At 33.8% G+C, this 16,443-nt stretch carries 10 protein-coding genes and 1 pseudogene; 4 read left to right on the forward strand and 7 right to left on the reverse strand.

What is annotated here, in order from left to right; genetic code table 11:
- Positions 1 to 398: 398 nt before the first annotated feature.
- The 6 genes from IGI67_RS10070 to IGI67_RS10095 all read right to left on the reverse strand — a co-directional run bounded on the left by IGI67_RS10070 (position 399) and on the right by IGI67_RS10095 (position 6,926).
- Entirely contained in the window at positions 399 to 1,511 is a 1,113-nt protein-coding gene (locus tag IGI67_RS10070; protein WP_429957626.1) for a tyrosine-type recombinase/integrase, read from the reverse strand.
- A 418-nt stretch (positions 1,512 to 1,929) separates the two neighbouring features.
- Positions 1,930 to 2,631 (reverse strand): hypothetical protein, encoded by a 702-nt coding sequence (locus IGI67_RS10075; protein ID WP_429957627.1) that lies wholly within the window; start codon positions 2,629 to 2,631, stop codon positions 1,930 to 1,932.
- A 1,740-nt stretch (positions 2,632 to 4,371) separates the two neighbouring features.
- A complete protein-coding gene (locus IGI67_RS10080; RefSeq protein WP_429958630.1) occupies positions 4,372 to 5,526 on the reverse strand; it encodes a C39 family peptidase in 1,155 nt (384 codons plus the stop codon).
- Between the two features lie 427 nt (positions 5,527 to 5,953).
- On the reverse strand, positions 5,954 to 6,409 hold the full coding sequence (locus IGI67_RS10085; RefSeq protein ID WP_429957628.1) for a hypothetical protein: 456 nt from the start codon (positions 6,407 to 6,409) through the stop codon (positions 5,954 to 5,956).
- A gap of 19 nt (positions 6,410 to 6,428) precedes the next feature.
- A complete protein-coding gene (locus IGI67_RS10090; protein ID WP_429958631.1) occupies positions 6,429 to 6,668 on the reverse strand; it encodes a peptidoglycan amidohydrolase family protein in 240 nt (79 codons plus the stop codon).
- Positions 6,669 to 6,743: 75 nt separating this feature from the next.
- On the reverse strand, positions 6,744 to 6,926 hold the full coding sequence (locus IGI67_RS10095; protein ID WP_429957629.1) for a hypothetical protein: 183 nt from the start codon (positions 6,924 to 6,926) through the stop codon (positions 6,744 to 6,746).
- Positions 6,927 to 8,624: 1,698 nt separating this feature from the next.
- Between IGI67_RS10095 and IGI67_RS10100 the strand changes: the two genes are divergently transcribed.
- From IGI67_RS10100 to IGI67_RS10110, 3 genes are all read left to right on the forward strand, one after another.
- On the forward strand, positions 8,625 to 9,248 hold the full coding sequence (locus IGI67_RS10100; protein WP_429957630.1) for a hypothetical protein: 624 nt from the start codon (positions 8,625 to 8,627) through the stop codon (positions 9,246 to 9,248).
- 1,777 nt (positions 9,249 to 11,025) lie between these two features.
- Positions 11,026 to 12,519: a helix-turn-helix domain-containing protein gene (locus tag IGI67_RS10105; protein ID WP_429957631.1), complete on the forward strand. Its 1,494-nt coding sequence runs from the start codon at positions 11,026 to 11,028 to the stop codon at positions 12,517 to 12,519.
- A gap of 530 nt (positions 12,520 to 13,049) precedes the next feature.
- Positions 13,050 to 14,258: an LPXTG cell wall anchor domain-containing protein gene (locus tag IGI67_RS10110; RefSeq protein WP_429957632.1), complete on the forward strand. Its 1,209-nt coding sequence runs from the start codon at positions 13,050 to 13,052 to the stop codon at positions 14,256 to 14,258.
- A 419-nt stretch (positions 14,259 to 14,677) separates the two neighbouring features.
- On the opposite strand, the gene IGI67_RS10115 is transcribed toward IGI67_RS10110, so the two are convergent.
- On the reverse strand, positions 14,678 to 15,112 hold the full coding sequence (locus tag IGI67_RS10115; protein WP_429957633.1) for a transposase: 435 nt from the start codon (positions 15,110 to 15,112) through the stop codon (positions 14,678 to 14,680).
- Positions 15,113 to 15,231: 119 nt separating this feature from the next.
- On the opposite strand from IGI67_RS10115, the pseudogene istA reads away from it, so the two are divergent.
- Positions 15,232 to 16,443 (forward strand): annotated as a pseudogene (gene istA / locus IGI67_RS10120) (IS21 family transposase).

A 16,443-nucleotide genomic window follows, 5' to 3' on the forward strand; every position in this document is an offset into this window, starting at 1 on the left:
TCAACTCTCTTTTTCTCTTACGTGAGCATTCATTAATTTTTTCCAATGGAAAAACAAATCTACTGATTTTTATCGATAAATCATGATAAAATAGCTAAATCTGACGAGAAAAAGAAGCCCTGCGGGTTTCTTGGAATTACTGAGTCTAAGAAAAGTTCGATAATCGGGAGTAAATCAATGTTTAGAAACATACTTGACGGTGAATTGACGGAAAATAACTTTTTTTCCTCCGTTTCTAAATCTGAGATTTCTCTCATATCTACTCGAATGGAAGAATTTTTGAAGGGAAATGGTCGAAACATATCAAAAAAAGAAGATGCATAAATGAAGCGCTTTCTTTGGAAAGACAAAAAAAGGGGGAGGCTAGGGAGTAATAACGTTTGTTTTTTTAATGATTGTTAGGCAAATTGTTGTTCCATTTTGGCTATCAACTGTTCTCGTTGCTCGAACAACGAGTCCACATAGATATCCAAGGTCGTCTTGGCTGAAGAGTGACCCAATAAGGAACTGATCGAAGCAATATCCCCTTGTACTTCCATACAGCGGGTCGCAAAGGTATGACGCAATTGATGGAAGTGCACCCGGCCAATCGCTGCTTTTTTTGCAATTTGTTGAAAATGATAACCCAATAAACGTGGTTCTGCGGGACGTCCGTTCTTCGTAAAGAGATGTGACTCTCCTAAATGCTGCGCTTTCCACTTTTTCAATAAACGAATGAGTTTACTAGACAGTGGAACACAACGTTGCGAAGCAGACGTTTTTGTCTCTCCTAAAACCAACGATGTCTTTCTGCCATTGGCTGATGGCAATTGAACGCGTTGGTAGGTACTTTCTACGTAGAGTTTTCGCTTAGAAAAGTCGATATTTTCCCAAGTTAATGCAGCGATTTCTCCAATACGAAGGCCAGTATGCAACGCAAGCAGGGTAGGCAAGCCCTCTGGGGCTTTGTTTGCGGCTTTTTCTAATCGCCTTTGTTCACTTGCAGACAGGGCATTGATCTTTGTTCGTTTGACTTTGGGCAAGATGATCGTATCGCAAATATCTTCTAGTAAATACCCCTTCTTGTGGGCGCTCCCTAGAGCTCTATTGACCACTTGAAAGATACTTTTTATCGTCGAAGCAGATAACTGATCGTCTTCTTTCCAGCGAACGATTAATTCGCGAATGGTGTCATTCGTACATTCAGACAGTCTTTTTCCTCCTATGTGTGGCAACACATAGCGCTGGATTTTGTACTGATAGGTGGCATACGTTGAAGGCTTCAACTCTTCTTTACGAAATGCTAACCAGTCTGTGGTCCATGAAGCAATCGTAGGATCCATCAATGATCGCTGTTTCTTGCGTGAAGGCTCGGTCTGTTTTAAAGGAAGCAACGCTTGACGGACCTCCTTATAGGTATATGCATAGATATATCCGTAATGAATGGTTCCGTCGGAACGATACCCTCGAATGTATCGTCCCTCCCAGCGGCCATCTTTTCGTTTATAAATATTTTCTCCTCGTCGACTCATAATTGTTCATTCCTCTCCAAATAATTTTGACGGCGAAATTGACGGTGAATAAAAACAAAGGGATAAATAATAATTTCGGTCAAAAAATAGAGTTATTTTCCTATGAATTTCTCAAAAAAAGAGCTTCATTAACTTGACATTGTAGTTTAAAATGATTATTGTTAATCTATAGTGAGAATTAAACGTTATTTCAAGTAAATAAAGGCAAAAATTTATCCAGTTTCTTAGACTCAGTAATTCTAAGAAACTGGATAAATCCGTGTCAGTACTTATTCAGTTGACGTTTTGTAGTATATAAGAAATTTACCAAAAAAAATCTTCATATTATTAGTTATAAAAAAAATATTGTGAATATTCTTAAAAAAATAAGCTTCCTTTCTAAACAAAAGGAAGCTTTTTATATTCCCCTTTTCATTTTTTAAATATCTACAGTGTCAGAAATCAATAAGGCAGTTGACCCTTTTTCACTTGTTTGTTCTTCTTCAATTTCTGCTTGGAGTTGAGCCGCATCTCCTATTTTTTCAGTAATCAAAAGTAAAAGCTGACATATGTTCTCTTCCGTTCTTATTTTTTTCTCTACGATCGCTTGGCACAAGTAATAAATTTGATACGTTTGTTCAAATAACAGAAGGTATGGTTCAGCCTGAGCAACTTCTTTTTCAAGTAATCGTGAATTGATTTGTGAGAACAGCTGATGATAAGCCACAAATTCTAAATGATACACCGAGGTCGCAAACAAATCCCGAACCTTTCGATTTTCTATCAGTAAATGAGCAAGTTTATCCGACCCCTCTCGGATTTCTCTTTCTAATTTCAATAAAACAATCCTATTATGTTGGTATTCTGCTTTCACTTTGAAAAAGAAAGTCATTGTACGTTGTGTTTCCTTCAATCGTTCACGATACTTCGCAAATTGACTAATCACCAATGCCGTGGATACTGAAAAGAAACAGCCAAAAAATGCGGAAGAGGCGTTGATATAGGATTGAATAATATCAATGTTCCGATTAAAAAGAGTATCATTGAAGTATATGAAAAAGACACTTGTCAATGCAAGAATCTCTCCACTTACCATTACAGCCAAATAGAGAACTATTAATTTTTTTCTTTCTGAAATCATTCTCACCCTTTCACTTTTAAATCAGTGACCTTCTTTTATCGTTTTTTGTCACTCATTCGTTTTAAACAAGGATATAAATTCACTAATAGGAATTCATGACACTCGTTTTTTACTTTTTTGATTATATCAGTTTTTGTTTCTTTGATAAAGAAATAAAAATTATTTCTATTATTAAACAGCAGGAAAAAGATATAAGAAATGATACAATATGGGTAACATTTTATAATGAATTGTAATATAGAATGTTGATTCGAATTCTTTTGATCCATACTATGAATAAACCCTTAGCAAGAATTCATTACTTCATCATTTTTATAGAGGTATAATAGCGTTGTCAAAAGAAGTGATGGCACTTTCTTTTGATGTCCTCCTTTTACAGACACTTCCTTCAAATCGAAAGAAATGATTTGTGAAATCTTTATCCAAACCTTTTCTACCTGAACCGTTGATAAATCCGACGGTTCATTTTATATAGATTGATTGTCCCAGCAAATGTTTCACTAAAGTAATTTTATATATTACGTTTCTCTCACAGTACTTTACTTCAACCTTCTCTTTCCCTACAATGAGACCAGATTATTTTAGGAGCGTTTTACAATGGTTTTGATTGCAAAATTAGTCTTTTGGATTCCTGTCTGTCTGTACCTAGGAGTCTTTTTCATATACGATAACAGATGGACACGTAGAAAGACTATCCTTGCTATTCCATCCGTATTCATTTATTATTTTATGTTATGCATCTTCAACTTTAAGCATGGAAACAATCTGTATCAACTTTTTGGCTATGGGGCTGGTTTTGTCGCTTCAGTCTTGGTTTTTATCCTGATTGGGTTTTACTTTTTAAAATGAATGATAATCTAGTGTTTTCTAATTACACTAATTTAAAATCTTTGTATCTTCTTATAGTGTAATTAGAAATGTATTTGATGAATTCATTCGGTAGGTATTTTTCTTGGTCAGAGATACACTCAAAATAATAACGAAAGGTATGAAGTGTATTATTCACCATCATTGATTAATCCGCTTCATAAATAGTGATATCATGCAGCAGATCCTTACTTTGTTTGATTCCTTAAGTACAACAGGAATCATCATTTTTATTCTTCTTAGCTTCATAATCACGCTGGGAATAGCGATACTCATTTTTTCTTTTTGGAAAGGAACCAAAAAGTAGAGGCTGTGATATAAGTAAAAAAATAACTTCTAATTCCAAAACAAGGAATCTGAAGTCATCTTTTTGTTTTATAATTATAAAGCATCGTTTTCACAGTATTTCATATTTCATTCTAGAATTTTAAACAAATGATTTAATTTATCAATATTTTTTACTTACATCTAATTTAATAAAAGTGACTTGTGTCTCAGTATCTTTATTTCTAATTTACCAAATACAAAGAAAATTCAATTGTTTACAGTAACTTGTTTCTTTCATACTCTTGCTACACCTCGTACTGAAATACATAAGAAAAGTGGCAGCAAACTTTTCATTCAATTAGGAGCTGCGCTTTTCTATCTTTGTAGGTGTTAGTTGCTAAGTGTCTCCCCCGTCTATACTTGAGCTATCAAGTGAAACGGAGGTGGTTCTTTCAAAAACAAAAATGACATCGTTCCTAAAAAAACCAAATAACTTAAGTCCAGTATAAGACTTAGGCTATTTGGTGTGCAGGTACCTAGTGATTAGACACTTACAATAATTATTTTAACGACTTCTTTGATTTAATAACCCTTAACCTCAATTAGCTACCTCACCACTACCGCATATTTTCTAGCATTATAGATATTTTCAAATGTTGTGCGGCTTAACCAGTAAGAACCACTGATTGGATCAGAAACATGCACTTGGTTCCCAGCTTTATTATAGCCATCTAAAGTCACTGCATGGTTATTATTAGCAGCAGGACCAAAGTTCCAGTTTCCCCAACGGATCGGTTGAAAATTGATTGTCACCCAGGTTACAACTGGGTTTCCATTCTTAACCTCATTAATTAACGTGTTTACAGAACTACCAGAAACATTCTGAACATTCCCATATTTTTTGCCCCAAGTTGTTAGTGGCGCCGGGTAAATAGCAGAGTATGTCCATGCATTTTCAATAAATGGAGAACCTACAAAGCCATTATTGGGATTTCCATTCGGTGATTTCGGTATTGTATTAAGAAAAGAGCGCAAACTCCAATTCGTAATTTTACCTTTATACTGCAACGCCTGAAGCAACGATGCCCCCTCGCATCCGCTAGGAGCACCCAACGCATACTGATTGTAATTCTTTACTCCTAGGAGTCGGTAATCTTCGTAGCTTTGCTGCCCATTTCCTACCGCATACCACGCAATCCCTTCATAACGCCAACCTACTTTTTTCAAATGATCCCGTTCAGATGCTGTGGTCGTATAATGATGGGTCCCTGTTCTCGCATTTGGATTATATAGTCTATACAAAGGGATTCCTGTTTTGGGCGAATACCATGAAACCCCCTCATATCTCCACCCTTTTTTCTTCAAATGATCTCGCTCATTTGCATTAAGTGTATAATGATGGTCTCCAGCATTCGGATTATACAATCGATACACGGGATTTCCTGAAGCTGGAGCAACCCAACCGATTCCCTCATAGCGCCAACCTACTTTCCGTAAATTGTCTCGTTCACCAGTTGTTTGGGTATAGAAATGTTCCCCGCTATTCGGGTTATAGAGCCGGTACAACTGAATGGTTGAAGAAGCAGCTCGGAAAACACGTGAACCGTCTTGGTTCACTTCTTCTTTCGGCGCCTGCGTAGCGTTCGCTTCCTCCTGTCCCTCTTTTACTGGCGGTTCCAATTCAACCACTTCACCATTTATTTCTGCTGTCTGTTTTTCTTGTGATTCTGGTTTTTGTTGAACCACTTCTTGTTCCGACATTCCGGTACTACCTTCTTGATCTTCTGAAACCTTTTCTGAAGATGATTGTATTTCAAACCCTTCACCTGATGATGGCGCCCTACTGGTAACAACTGGTTCCGATCGTTGTGTGCCTTCTTCTTCTGCAAGTACACCATAAGGTGCTGAAATCGCAAAGAGTGCCATTATACAAGCTAAATTAATCCTATTTTTTTTCATTCTTAACATCCTTTTTATGTAATATGTTTCTGCTTCATCGTAACATAAACATAACTAACTTCAAGAAAAAGATATAAAAAAAGCTATTTTTTATTGACAGAAATTGTTTCGCCACGATGGATATAAGAAATTATCATCTGAAATATATTTCTTCTTAAATTGATAGAATAAATAAAAAGATACATTGCTCGTACTTCAGAGAAAACTGAGTATTCTCTGTCTAGTCTTCTTAACCAAATAAACCACTCTTTTTCCAACCACACTGTTTAAGATAATTCCGAATCGCTTTTTTTATTTGAGAAGTGTCCAATTCGGATTTCACAACACCAATATCTCCCTCTTTTTGATTCTGCCCAATGCTAAAAGAAATCGATTTTTGTTTCATCTTTCCTTTAAAAACAGACTTTTCCATTCCAATACCGATCTTACCGTCATTAAATGTCACTTTTGAAGAGCGTTCATTTTTTTTATCTTTCTCTTTCCATTTTCCAGAGTCTTTCAAAATAACTATAAATTCATATTCTCGATCTTCTTCAGAGATAGTATTCGTCGCAAAAAAGCGTGCATCCATCCATTTCCAGCTTCCAATGATAGCGTCTCCTTCCACACGAACTACCCATGGTTGATTTTCAGAATTTAATGCAGTTGTAGCATCAGACAATATTTTTTCTTTCGTCCATTGCATCGATCATTTCCTCCATATCCTATTCACTAATTCTAGTTTTAACAAATTCTATGAATCTTTTTTTAATGAATCTGAACCAATAACATGAATTCTCCGTCCGATTCAAAATAACCGTTTCGGAAATGCCATTGTCTGTATAGTTACAATGAATATTCCTGCTGTTACTTGTCTCTATACCTGTATGCCCAAATCCACCAGCTGAATTCCCTTTTATTCCAGCAATGAATAAATTTCCTTTTCTCTTTTGACTTCGAGAGATTGCTTTAAAGAGTCCACTTTAAGTGAAAATAAGGTGTCCGTATTACCAATCTAACATAATCTCCTTCCGACTTTTCTATCCTAAGGTGTACCAAGAAATACATTCATAGCACCATCCACCTCGTTTCAATATAGTAATTTCATTCGTGTTCCATATGAAATGGTGCTCTCCAGAGTTTGGGTTATACACTCTATACATAGAAATTTTTATTACGGCTGTAAGTACTGAATTTAACAACTTGTTTTTTCTGATCCTCATTTCTCGAAACTCTTGATGGTAAGTTTTGCCTTTTTGTGATATTACTACCTACATCGTTATTATTCCTCGTTTTTTCAAGTAGGCTTAATACTCTCCAAGTCATTTTCAACAGTTACTGAATCCGATGTATCTTCAGAATTTTCCAATTGATCAACAGTTGATTCAGAAGCGCGTATTTCACTATTTTCTAAGTCATCTATATCTTCTACTAAGCTCTTCCTCTCTGTTTGTCTTGATCTGTTACTTGTGCGCCTTCTTCAATCATGACTCAGCTGCTTGAACTGGTCGCCCATATGCCAACTACGGTGACGCACTTAGCAATCCAAAAAATACATTGGCAACACCACCCATGATTTTTTCTTATACATCTTAAATCACTTTCTCACCATTTCCCAACTCCTAATCATTAATAATAATTATTATTTAATCATAAAAAGAATTAATAAGAAAGAGGTTTAAATAAAAAAAGCATAATCGCAACTAAAATGAACTTCTAAAAAGACAGTATATATTTTATAAAAACGAATATAGTCATTTTTAAAGATGAAAAACTAATTTATGTATAAAGATTAAGAAAACAGAGAGAACCTTGAAAAAAATCCACGTTCCCCCTGTTTTATAATACCTGTATTCATTTGTCTCAATTCTATACTCATCTATACTCACGAAAAAATGGTAATACGAAAATTTCATTTTTTTTTGACCAATGATACTTTCTGTTAATTGAGCATCGGAGGAATCAGTATTCTTTTGATTGACTATACTCTACATTTATATTCTATTCACATTAATCATTCCTCTAGCTATTTAAACTAAACATAACTTTTAGACCGCATTACGATGTCCTAAACTCATATATTATAAAGTTGGTAATTAGTGCAGAATTAATTCTATCACATTCTTACTTCTCAGTTTTTATCTTAAAACGGAAATTATTCTAAACTAAAAATTTCTGATAGACACGATTAACTCATACAACCTATGTATACCAGAGAATAATTTGGGAAGATCCACCCTGCCGAACTCTGCAATTTAACATCCAAAAGAAAAACAGGTCAATAAGAAGTGGTTAATAACGAGAGTATTATCAGCAACAAAGATGCGCTCATCAATGTTTGGAGCACAAGGTCGGATTATTATTCGATAATCTAACTAAAATAATTTAAGCAATTCCGGCTTATTTTCTAACCTTGGCTTGATTTTCTCATACGATCTAGTATAATATCTGATTTTAGTTCTGAGAAAAAATAAATTATTTAGTAGGTACCCTTTTTTTTATTCACCCGATTCTTTTTTACGGATTAATGGATGTTAAAAAAGCGAGATCCGCCTTTTAAACTAACGGTAAGGGACCTGCCAAATTTTAATTAATATTCGGTTAGATTACCACCTCGTCGATAGGAATTTCAGGTGCGCTCATTGAATATGTGATGTGTTGTTCGATAAACAGATCATGATAGATAAGAGAACTTTGTTGCCTACCTCGATCGTAGTGAAGTACAACACACAATTCCCCTTTGTTAATTTCTAATGGATGGACGACAATTTCTTTTTTTCATATGTGAATCTACCACTTTGATATTCTCTTAACGTACAGTTGAAACAGCGGTACCTTCAAATGCGGCAGCTAGGGATTACACAAGGCAATATTTATACGTTCTTTCGACGACCTTATCATGATTTCGGTCTATTCGGAATGTGTTTGATGGCCTTTCTGGATATGTGAAAGTTTCTGAATCGCAACCTGAAAAGTCTATAGAATCTTTGCCTAACGGTGATACTGTTACTACCTATACTACAACAGTAACTTATCACAAAATTGCAAATACAGAGAAGCAGTCAATCATCAATGTAGATGAAGATGGAAATATTCTGAGTGACTTAGAAGGATACTTCAAAATTAAAGAATCTGAAATAGTAAAAACATCGAAGAGCTTCCTAATGGTGATACGATTGCCACGTTCACTACAACAATTACCTATCATAAAATCCAAAATATTGAAAAATATGTCACAAAAAATGTTGATGAATACGGAGAAGCGTTATCTGACCTCACAGGATATGAAAAAATCTCAGAATTACAGCCAACAAAAAACAGTTGAAACATTGCCCAATGGGGATATTGTTACGACATATACTACAATAGTTACTTTTAAAAAAACCTCGTCAAAAGATCCTATTATAGATAGTATTAAGTCTGCAAATGATCCAGATATTAAAGAAATAGAAAACCAAGTTGTTAATAACGATACTAGAGTTTCTATAGAACAAGCGGATAAATTGGTCAATATTAATTTGTCTAAAGAGGTGAGAGGTGGCTAAGTACTTCGAAAAAAAGGTTCAAGAAGAACAAGAGAACTATGGTGATGCAAAAGTAAGTATTACGAAAGATTAAGCCGCATTTCGTGAATTAGGTGAACGAGCAGTTGAAGTGACTTATAACTTTTCACATACTCGACCAACAAGTATTAATCCTGATAGTATTTATGTAATTAATCGCGAATCTGGATCTCCAAAAATGGATCTTTGGACTGAGAATATTTCCCATGCATATATTCCTATTTCATCTGTCCAAGAGGATTCAAATATTCTTGCACAACTCATTGCTAAAAAATCTTCAACCAATATATTGAGAAGGAGCTAGATGCTGCTAGATTGGGAGTTCCTGGAGTAGCCGGACATTACCGAAATATCATTCAGTCCAGTTTTTCCGACATGGCACTCGCCATCTTTATTTTTGAGGATTTAGAATTTCCCGGTTATTATAAATTTTCGAGTACCGTGAGTACAGGACCATCTTCAATCATGAAATAATTGAATCTCCAAAAAAGACTATTAGAACAGATAACTCAAAGATCCAGATGACAAGTTTATAAGATGGTCATCTGGATCTTTTTTATTTGAGATATCAAAAAACTTTTGCAATCAAGGTCAAATTGGATAGGATAAAGCTATTTCTTGAAATAAGTTAGTTCATTATTCCATATTCTACGTTGGAGAAAGAATATCTGATACGTCCATGCCCAAATTTTATGATCAAAGGTTTCAATAGCAATTAATATTAAAAGTATTTACTGGATTTAGATTTCTTGCACAAATAAATCGATAAAAATTACTTTTTGGTTTAAAATAAAAAATAGAGGGCTTCTTTCTGTTTCCAAGCTTCTCATTTACTTTGGAATCACTTACCATTTCAGATTCTAAATTGTTGGTGTTAATAAACAGCTGGATTATTTTCAAAAAAACGATATCTTATCAAATTTTACCCATACGGAATATTCTTTACGAAAAAACAATTATTTAATAACCATTTTTGATATATTAATAATAGAGTGTGTTTTAAATGTAGGAGCTAAAAAATTTGATTGATGATTTTGTTTACTGGGCTAACACCCATGTAGATTTTAATTTCAATAGTTACAATCTTAGCAGCCATAGCATCTGTCGTCGAAGTGGTAAAAGTGATAATATTACATAAAAAAAGTAACGATGATAACCTTTTAAGCAAAATAAATTTTTAAGAGCAGAGGTGATAAAATGAGAGGCTCACTCTCCAATGATAGAAGAGTCTATTTTTTTGAGTCCCCATCTTTGAAACAGGGCGGAAACGGACTAACTCTCAGTCAGCTAAGGTCAGTGTTTATAAAGAACTTCTTAAACAACCATAGAGCCATGTACACGAAAGAGAGCTATACTTTAGAAAAAGAACAGCGAAGTATCAGCATTTTTAGAAAAGATGGAAAATTACTTTCAGAAGACGAAATTTTAAAACTTGATATTATTGTCCCTCAGATTTTTGAAGTATATTAACAATATTTAGAATTATTGGTTGAGCATGCTTTAATAAATATATAGAGAGACTCCCACTAAACTTTTCTACTAGTACTGAACACTGAAATTTAGACGCTTTCTTGAAGTTTGAAGAAAAAAAACAAATTTGATTAACCAATATAACAATTTTTTGCGCTAAGAATAATCCTGGTAAACATACAATATGATCAATTAAGCTTGAACGAACGTTCTTTAAGAAAATTAATATACGTAATTAATCTCGTATTTGTTGCAACTTGCATATGATTTTGTTTGGGAGGCAATTTTTATGATACTTGAACAATTATTAGACTTTGAAAGTCAATCATTGCTTTCAATTTATAATTATTTAAGCGGTTCGCCAGATTTCCATGGAGTAAATGAAATTTCAGAGGCAATAGGGTTTGAGAAACGAACTACTGAAAAATATTTGGATCGTTTAGAGGATTTAGCAACAAAAGTTTCTAAGAAAACAGGTAATTCCCCAGTATTAGTTTCTGAAAAAAAATATAGATTAATTCAAGATAACTATGACTTAGCCCAAGAACTCCTATTAAAAATTTATCACCTATCTTTCAAAATAAATATCCTAGAAGACTTATTGTTAAATAGAAAGACACAGATTTCTGATTTAGAGTTTAAGTACAACTTAAGTTACTCTTCAATTAAGAAAAATATCTATGAACTAAGAAACATGTTACTCAACTATGAACTTCATCTACAGATACGTAAAAAAGAACTTATACTTTCTGGGCTTGAACCAACTATTCGTATCTTCTTTTTGGATTTTTTTTGGAAGGTTTATAATGGTTATATACACGTTTTTAATATAAAGCACACAACTGAAAAAGAATTCTTGATTGAAAAGTTAAACTTGATGTTGTCAGATAAGCTTGATCCAATTACTAAAATTCAATATGATTATCTCGTTGATATAACATTACTTCGCTATTTTTCAGGTCATAGAATTCAAGAAAAAGAGTTACCTAATGAATCTGTACTAATTGGTAGTGAATTTGCTAGAAACTTACAGTTATCATCTAAAAAAATAACCTCTATCTATTCCAATTTTGAAGATGAATTATACTTCATGCTGTTATTTTTGCAGTCCAAATTAGCTTTCTTTAGAAATACTAGATTCTTTAATTTGATAAAAAGTAGTCATGAAAAGTTCAACTCAAATATCTACGAGGCCAACCAATTTTTCTTTCATAATATTGGGCTAATTTTTTCTCACTTTAACTTTGATTATGATAAGTTGGAAAAAGAGTTATATGTGATTCATACGCGTTTGTTGCTTATGAATTTTTATCATTGCGTTCCCGTTGGAGAAGATTATCATCTATACCCAGACGATATAAGTGTAGTAATGGATAACATCCGAGTAAAACTGGAAAAGCTAAATTCCAGAAACGATCTTATCTACTCAAATCTGGAATACTCAATATTCCTGTATGCTGTACTGAGCATTGAAAACGAATTCATGACAACCAAAGATTTATTTATATTCATTGATGATTCTAATGGGGAATTTAATACCCTTTCTCTAAAGAATTTCCTTTTTGAAAGTACAAGAGCGATTGTTAAATTAAATTTTATCTCCTCCAACTGCTTTCTTCTAATGGACAGTTCAGTTGACCTTATAATAAGTACCAATAGATTTTTTCGGTTGAATAATAAGGGAATTTGCCCCATTCTTTATTTAGAATGTAAAGACAAATACCAAGATTTGAGATCATTTCAAACAACTATCCTAGAACTTATAGTAAGGAATAGAAACTAATCCCATATAATAACTTTGAAATGGCGAACCGTTTATCATATATTTTCTATAATTCAATTTAGATTGGAAATGTACTATCATCCGTCAATTTATTCCAATCTGATATTTACTAAAACCGTCAAATAATCCCAACCTTTTGAAAAAAACATTTCCTTCAGCTTCCGCCTTTTCCTGCAAATTAATTTAACACTAAATACAAAAAGAAACCCCTCCTGCCCTTCAAAGGTTGAGGAGGGGTTTCTGAGATCACAAAATTGCGAATTCTATTTTAGATTGGAATAGAAATAAGTAAGTTTCAAAATAATTTATCAAAATGATTTACTCCTCTAAATAATTAGACCAGTTGACTTTCGTTACTTTATTCCAACTATTGGAGCTGCAAAATCAATGGATAAACTGATTATTTTGCATATAAATGGCTTTTTTTAATAAATAAAATATATCAAAAGCATTATTTTATTATCGATAGTGACTTTTAACGTAACTAATGATATATTAAAAGAGTATTTATCAAAAAAACGGAGGCGACTATGAAAAAATATCTAAGAATATCCTATAAGACTTGTTTGTTACTGGTTCTCATCTTATCTAGTTCACATGTAGTATACGCTGAAAATACATCTGAATTAGAAAATATAAACAATACAAGAATCTCAGATTCTTCTACAGCACCGATTGACTCTGATTCAGAACAAACTATTCCAAGTTCGGAAGCCACTCTTGGAAGCTCGGAATCTTCAACAGTAACAGTAATTGATAATAACACACTAGAATCAAAGGAAGCTTCTCCCGAAAAAAACGAAGTGACTACTAATTCGTCTTCATCTGATTTCACGGCTTCTAGCAAAGAAAACAATAACGATTCTAAGAAAGAAGAAATACCTTCTCTCAAAGAAAATAAGACAACCGCTCAGAATCAGAGCAATGTCATTGAAACTTCTACATCTAGCGAAATTTCTAATAACGGTGGCTCATCTTTTTCTAGCAAGAATGACTTAAAATCATCTGCTAATAAAACTAGCATAGACAACGCTCTAGCTGCTGCAAAAGTTACTTTGAATGAGACATATGATAATGAATACTTGTCTAAAGAAGATATTGCTAAATTTGAAAAAGAATTGAAGTCTTATAAAACTGTAGCTGAAATAGAAGAAGCCACCAAAAAGTTTATTTTGAAAAGCACCTACAAGTATACTGAAGAGTTTTTATTATTTCTGAAAGATGAACAGTTTATTACTCAAAAAGATATTGATCAACTTTTACTTAAAATATCTAAAGCAAAGACATCCGAAGAAATCGAATCAATTATGGGAGAATATCTGATTGATAGCGGTCTATTTGATTGGTTTGAAGCATTTGAAAACTCGAGTCAAAAAATTGAAGATTGGGTGTCAAAAGGACTTATGACTGAAGAAAATAGCGAGTACTATCTAACACAGCTTTACTCCTGTTCAACTGTTGAAGAAATGGAACAATTACTTCTTCAAATACAGGAAAGTCTTTCTGCTCAAACTCTAAATACATCAGTAATCACACAAAACAAAGCTAGCACCAAATCTTTAAAAAATTCGAGTACTGAGAAAACAAAGACTCCTATAAAAAGCATTAGATATCAGAATTATGTAAAAGAACAATTACCCAAAACCGGTGATTCAGATAATAATTATGCTACTCTAGGTATCATCTTCACAGGGATTTCCTCAATTTTCTTTTTTAGAAGAAACAAGTTTAAATTTTAATATTTACTAAATAGAATATTGAACTCCTTCCTTAATAAACCATTAAGAAAGATCAGGCTGCAGATAAAGTCCATTTTATGGATGATATCTGCGGTCCTTTTTTTGATAGACTTATGAGAATAAATGTAAGCGTCAGATAGTAATGCGCATTAAAAAGCCCATCAATCATCCCGTATACTTGAGGAAGATTGATGGGCGTGCTTTTTTTTATTAATAGTTAGCTTGCCACTTTCTTTAAACTTCATGTTTCCAAGGCAAATAAGCTGCCAGCGCAGGTTTTGTTAAACTTGGTAGGTTGGGGATATTTTCTTGGGTCTAAGCCATTTTCTACAGCTGTTCGTAGAATGCTCAGAATGATTCCTGTTGATTGCGCCCCTTTTTCGCTGTTTATGCTAGTTTAAAATGGGTTCTTTCCCACTTTAGTTGACTTCCCTTAAAAGTATTTTCTTTCTTAAAAGATCGAAGCTATTTCTTCCAAACATAATTCGTTTTACTAACTTTGTTTTATTCACACTGCCTTCCGCAAGTCCATTGCTATAAACATATTTTACTGCATTGAAAACAGCGGTATGATCCCCTTTGATCCCAGTCAGAAAGGAATCCATGCTATATAATTTTGAGCTTTCTAGAATTTGAAGCCATTTAGTGAAGCTAGGAACATCCAATTCTCTAAAAATTCTTTGTAACTGGTAAAAAAGGGACAGACAACTGCCTAATAGAGGGTAATCAGCTATTAGTTGTACTAAATGTTTTTGATTCAAATTTCCATCTAGATGCGGCTGGTAAAGCAGGTGAATAATCCTACTTCTTGGAATCACCGTTCTGCCTGTTTGGGCAATCTTTAGTTGATGCACTAAATTTCTAATTGCTGATGTGAATCCCGACAGTAAAATGTAAGAAAATGCCGACGAGAAAAATGGTGTTTTTCTTACATTTTTTAGTACACTGATTTAAAAACAATCCGGAGGATTTTATGCGATCAGATGTACATGAAGGAGTTCAAATTTATATTATGAGTGATATTAAACCTAATTTTACCCACTTAGCCCGACAGTTCGAATGTGATCCGCGTACTGTCAAACGTTACTACGAAAACGATCTATCTAAAAAGAAAGCCGTACCTAAAAAACGCCCGAGCAAATTAGATCCTTTTCGATCAATTATTCAAGAGAAAGTAGAACTAGGCTGTTCTGCGTCAGCGATTTATCGCTTTATTAAGAAGAAAGGTTATGAAGGGAAAGATTCTATTCTAAGAGATTACTGCAGTCAATTACGAAAAACACACATTCAGAAAGCGACAATCCGAATTGAAACACAGCCAGGTTTGTCTGCACAAGTTGACTGGAAAGAAGATCTTGTCCTTTATAATCGTTCGGGTCAACGGTTCCAAATCAATTTATTTTTATATGTTCTAGGCTTTTCACGTTGGAAGTATATCGAGTTAACGCTAGACAGAAAACAAGATACACTACTTCGTTGTTTGAACAATGCCGTTCTCTCTTCTGAAGGAATCCCGCATGAAATCTGGTTTGATAATATGCGCACTGTCGTTGATCAAAGTAGAACTCAGTTTAGAAAGGTGACTTGGAACCAAAGGTTCTATGAATACAGTAAAGACGCAGGATTTAAACCAATTGCTTGTCGACCATATCGACCGCAAACAAAAGGAAAAGTGGAAGCCTTAGCCCGAACGGTCGAGCAGCTAAAAGTATACAACGGTGAATTTGATACATTGGATGATTTAATCGATCTTGTTTTTGAATTCAATGAAGAGCTGAACAAAGAAACCTCTCAAGCAATTGATGGCCCACCAATACTGAAATTTACTGCACACGAAAAAGAGCACTTATTGCCCTTTGATTCAAAATTACTAACGACCTACACACAAGATGTCCTCTCTCGTAAGGTATCTAAAGAATCGCTCGTGATTTATCAAAAGAATAAGTACTCTGTACCCGTTCGCTATATCGGCAAGACAGTTTCTCTCCAAGCTGTTGCCGGCGAACTTACTATTCATTATAACGGTGAATGCATTCAAAGACATCTTTTAAGTCAGAAAAAATTTAATTATGATTCAGATGATATGTAGGAGATTTTAAAATCTGATGTTTATCGAACAAAATCGGATGAAGAAATTGTACACTATGTTCAAGAAAATTTGAAACTCTACGACGAGTTCTATTAG

Source organism: Enterococcus sp. AZ196, from assembly GCF_050498845.1.
Taxonomy (GTDB): Bacteria; Bacillota; Bacilli; order Lactobacillales; family Enterococcaceae; genus Enterococcus_A; species Enterococcus_A murrayae.

Bases quoted from the DNA above. Each gene is read 5' to 3' on its own strand.
- IGI67_RS10105 (WP_429957631.1), top strand. From the start codon at position 11,026: ATGATACTTGAACAATTATTAGACTTTGAAAGTCAATCATTGCTTTCA.
- IGI67_RS10075 (WP_429957627.1), bottom strand. From the start codon at position 2,631: ATGATTTCAGAAAGAAAAAAATTAATAGTTCTCTATTTGGCTGTAATG.
- IGI67_RS10070 (WP_429957626.1), bottom strand. From the start codon at position 1,511: ATGAGTCGACGAGGAGAAAATATTTATAAACGAAAAGATGGCCGCTGG.
- IGI67_RS10095 (WP_429957629.1), bottom strand. From the start codon at position 6,926: ATGAGGATCAGAAAAAACAAGTTGTTAAATTCAGTACTTACAGCCGTA.
- IGI67_RS10110 (WP_429957632.1), top strand. From the start codon at position 13,050: ATGAAAAAATATCTAAGAATATCCTATAAGACTTGTTTGTTACTGGTT.
- IGI67_RS10085 (WP_429957628.1), bottom strand. From the start codon at position 6,409: ATGCAATGGACGAAAGAAAAAATATTGTCTGATGCTACAACTGCATTA.
- IGI67_RS10080 (WP_429958630.1), bottom strand. From the start codon at position 5,526: ATGTCGGAACAAGAAGTGGTTCAACAAAAACCAGAATCACAAGAAAAA.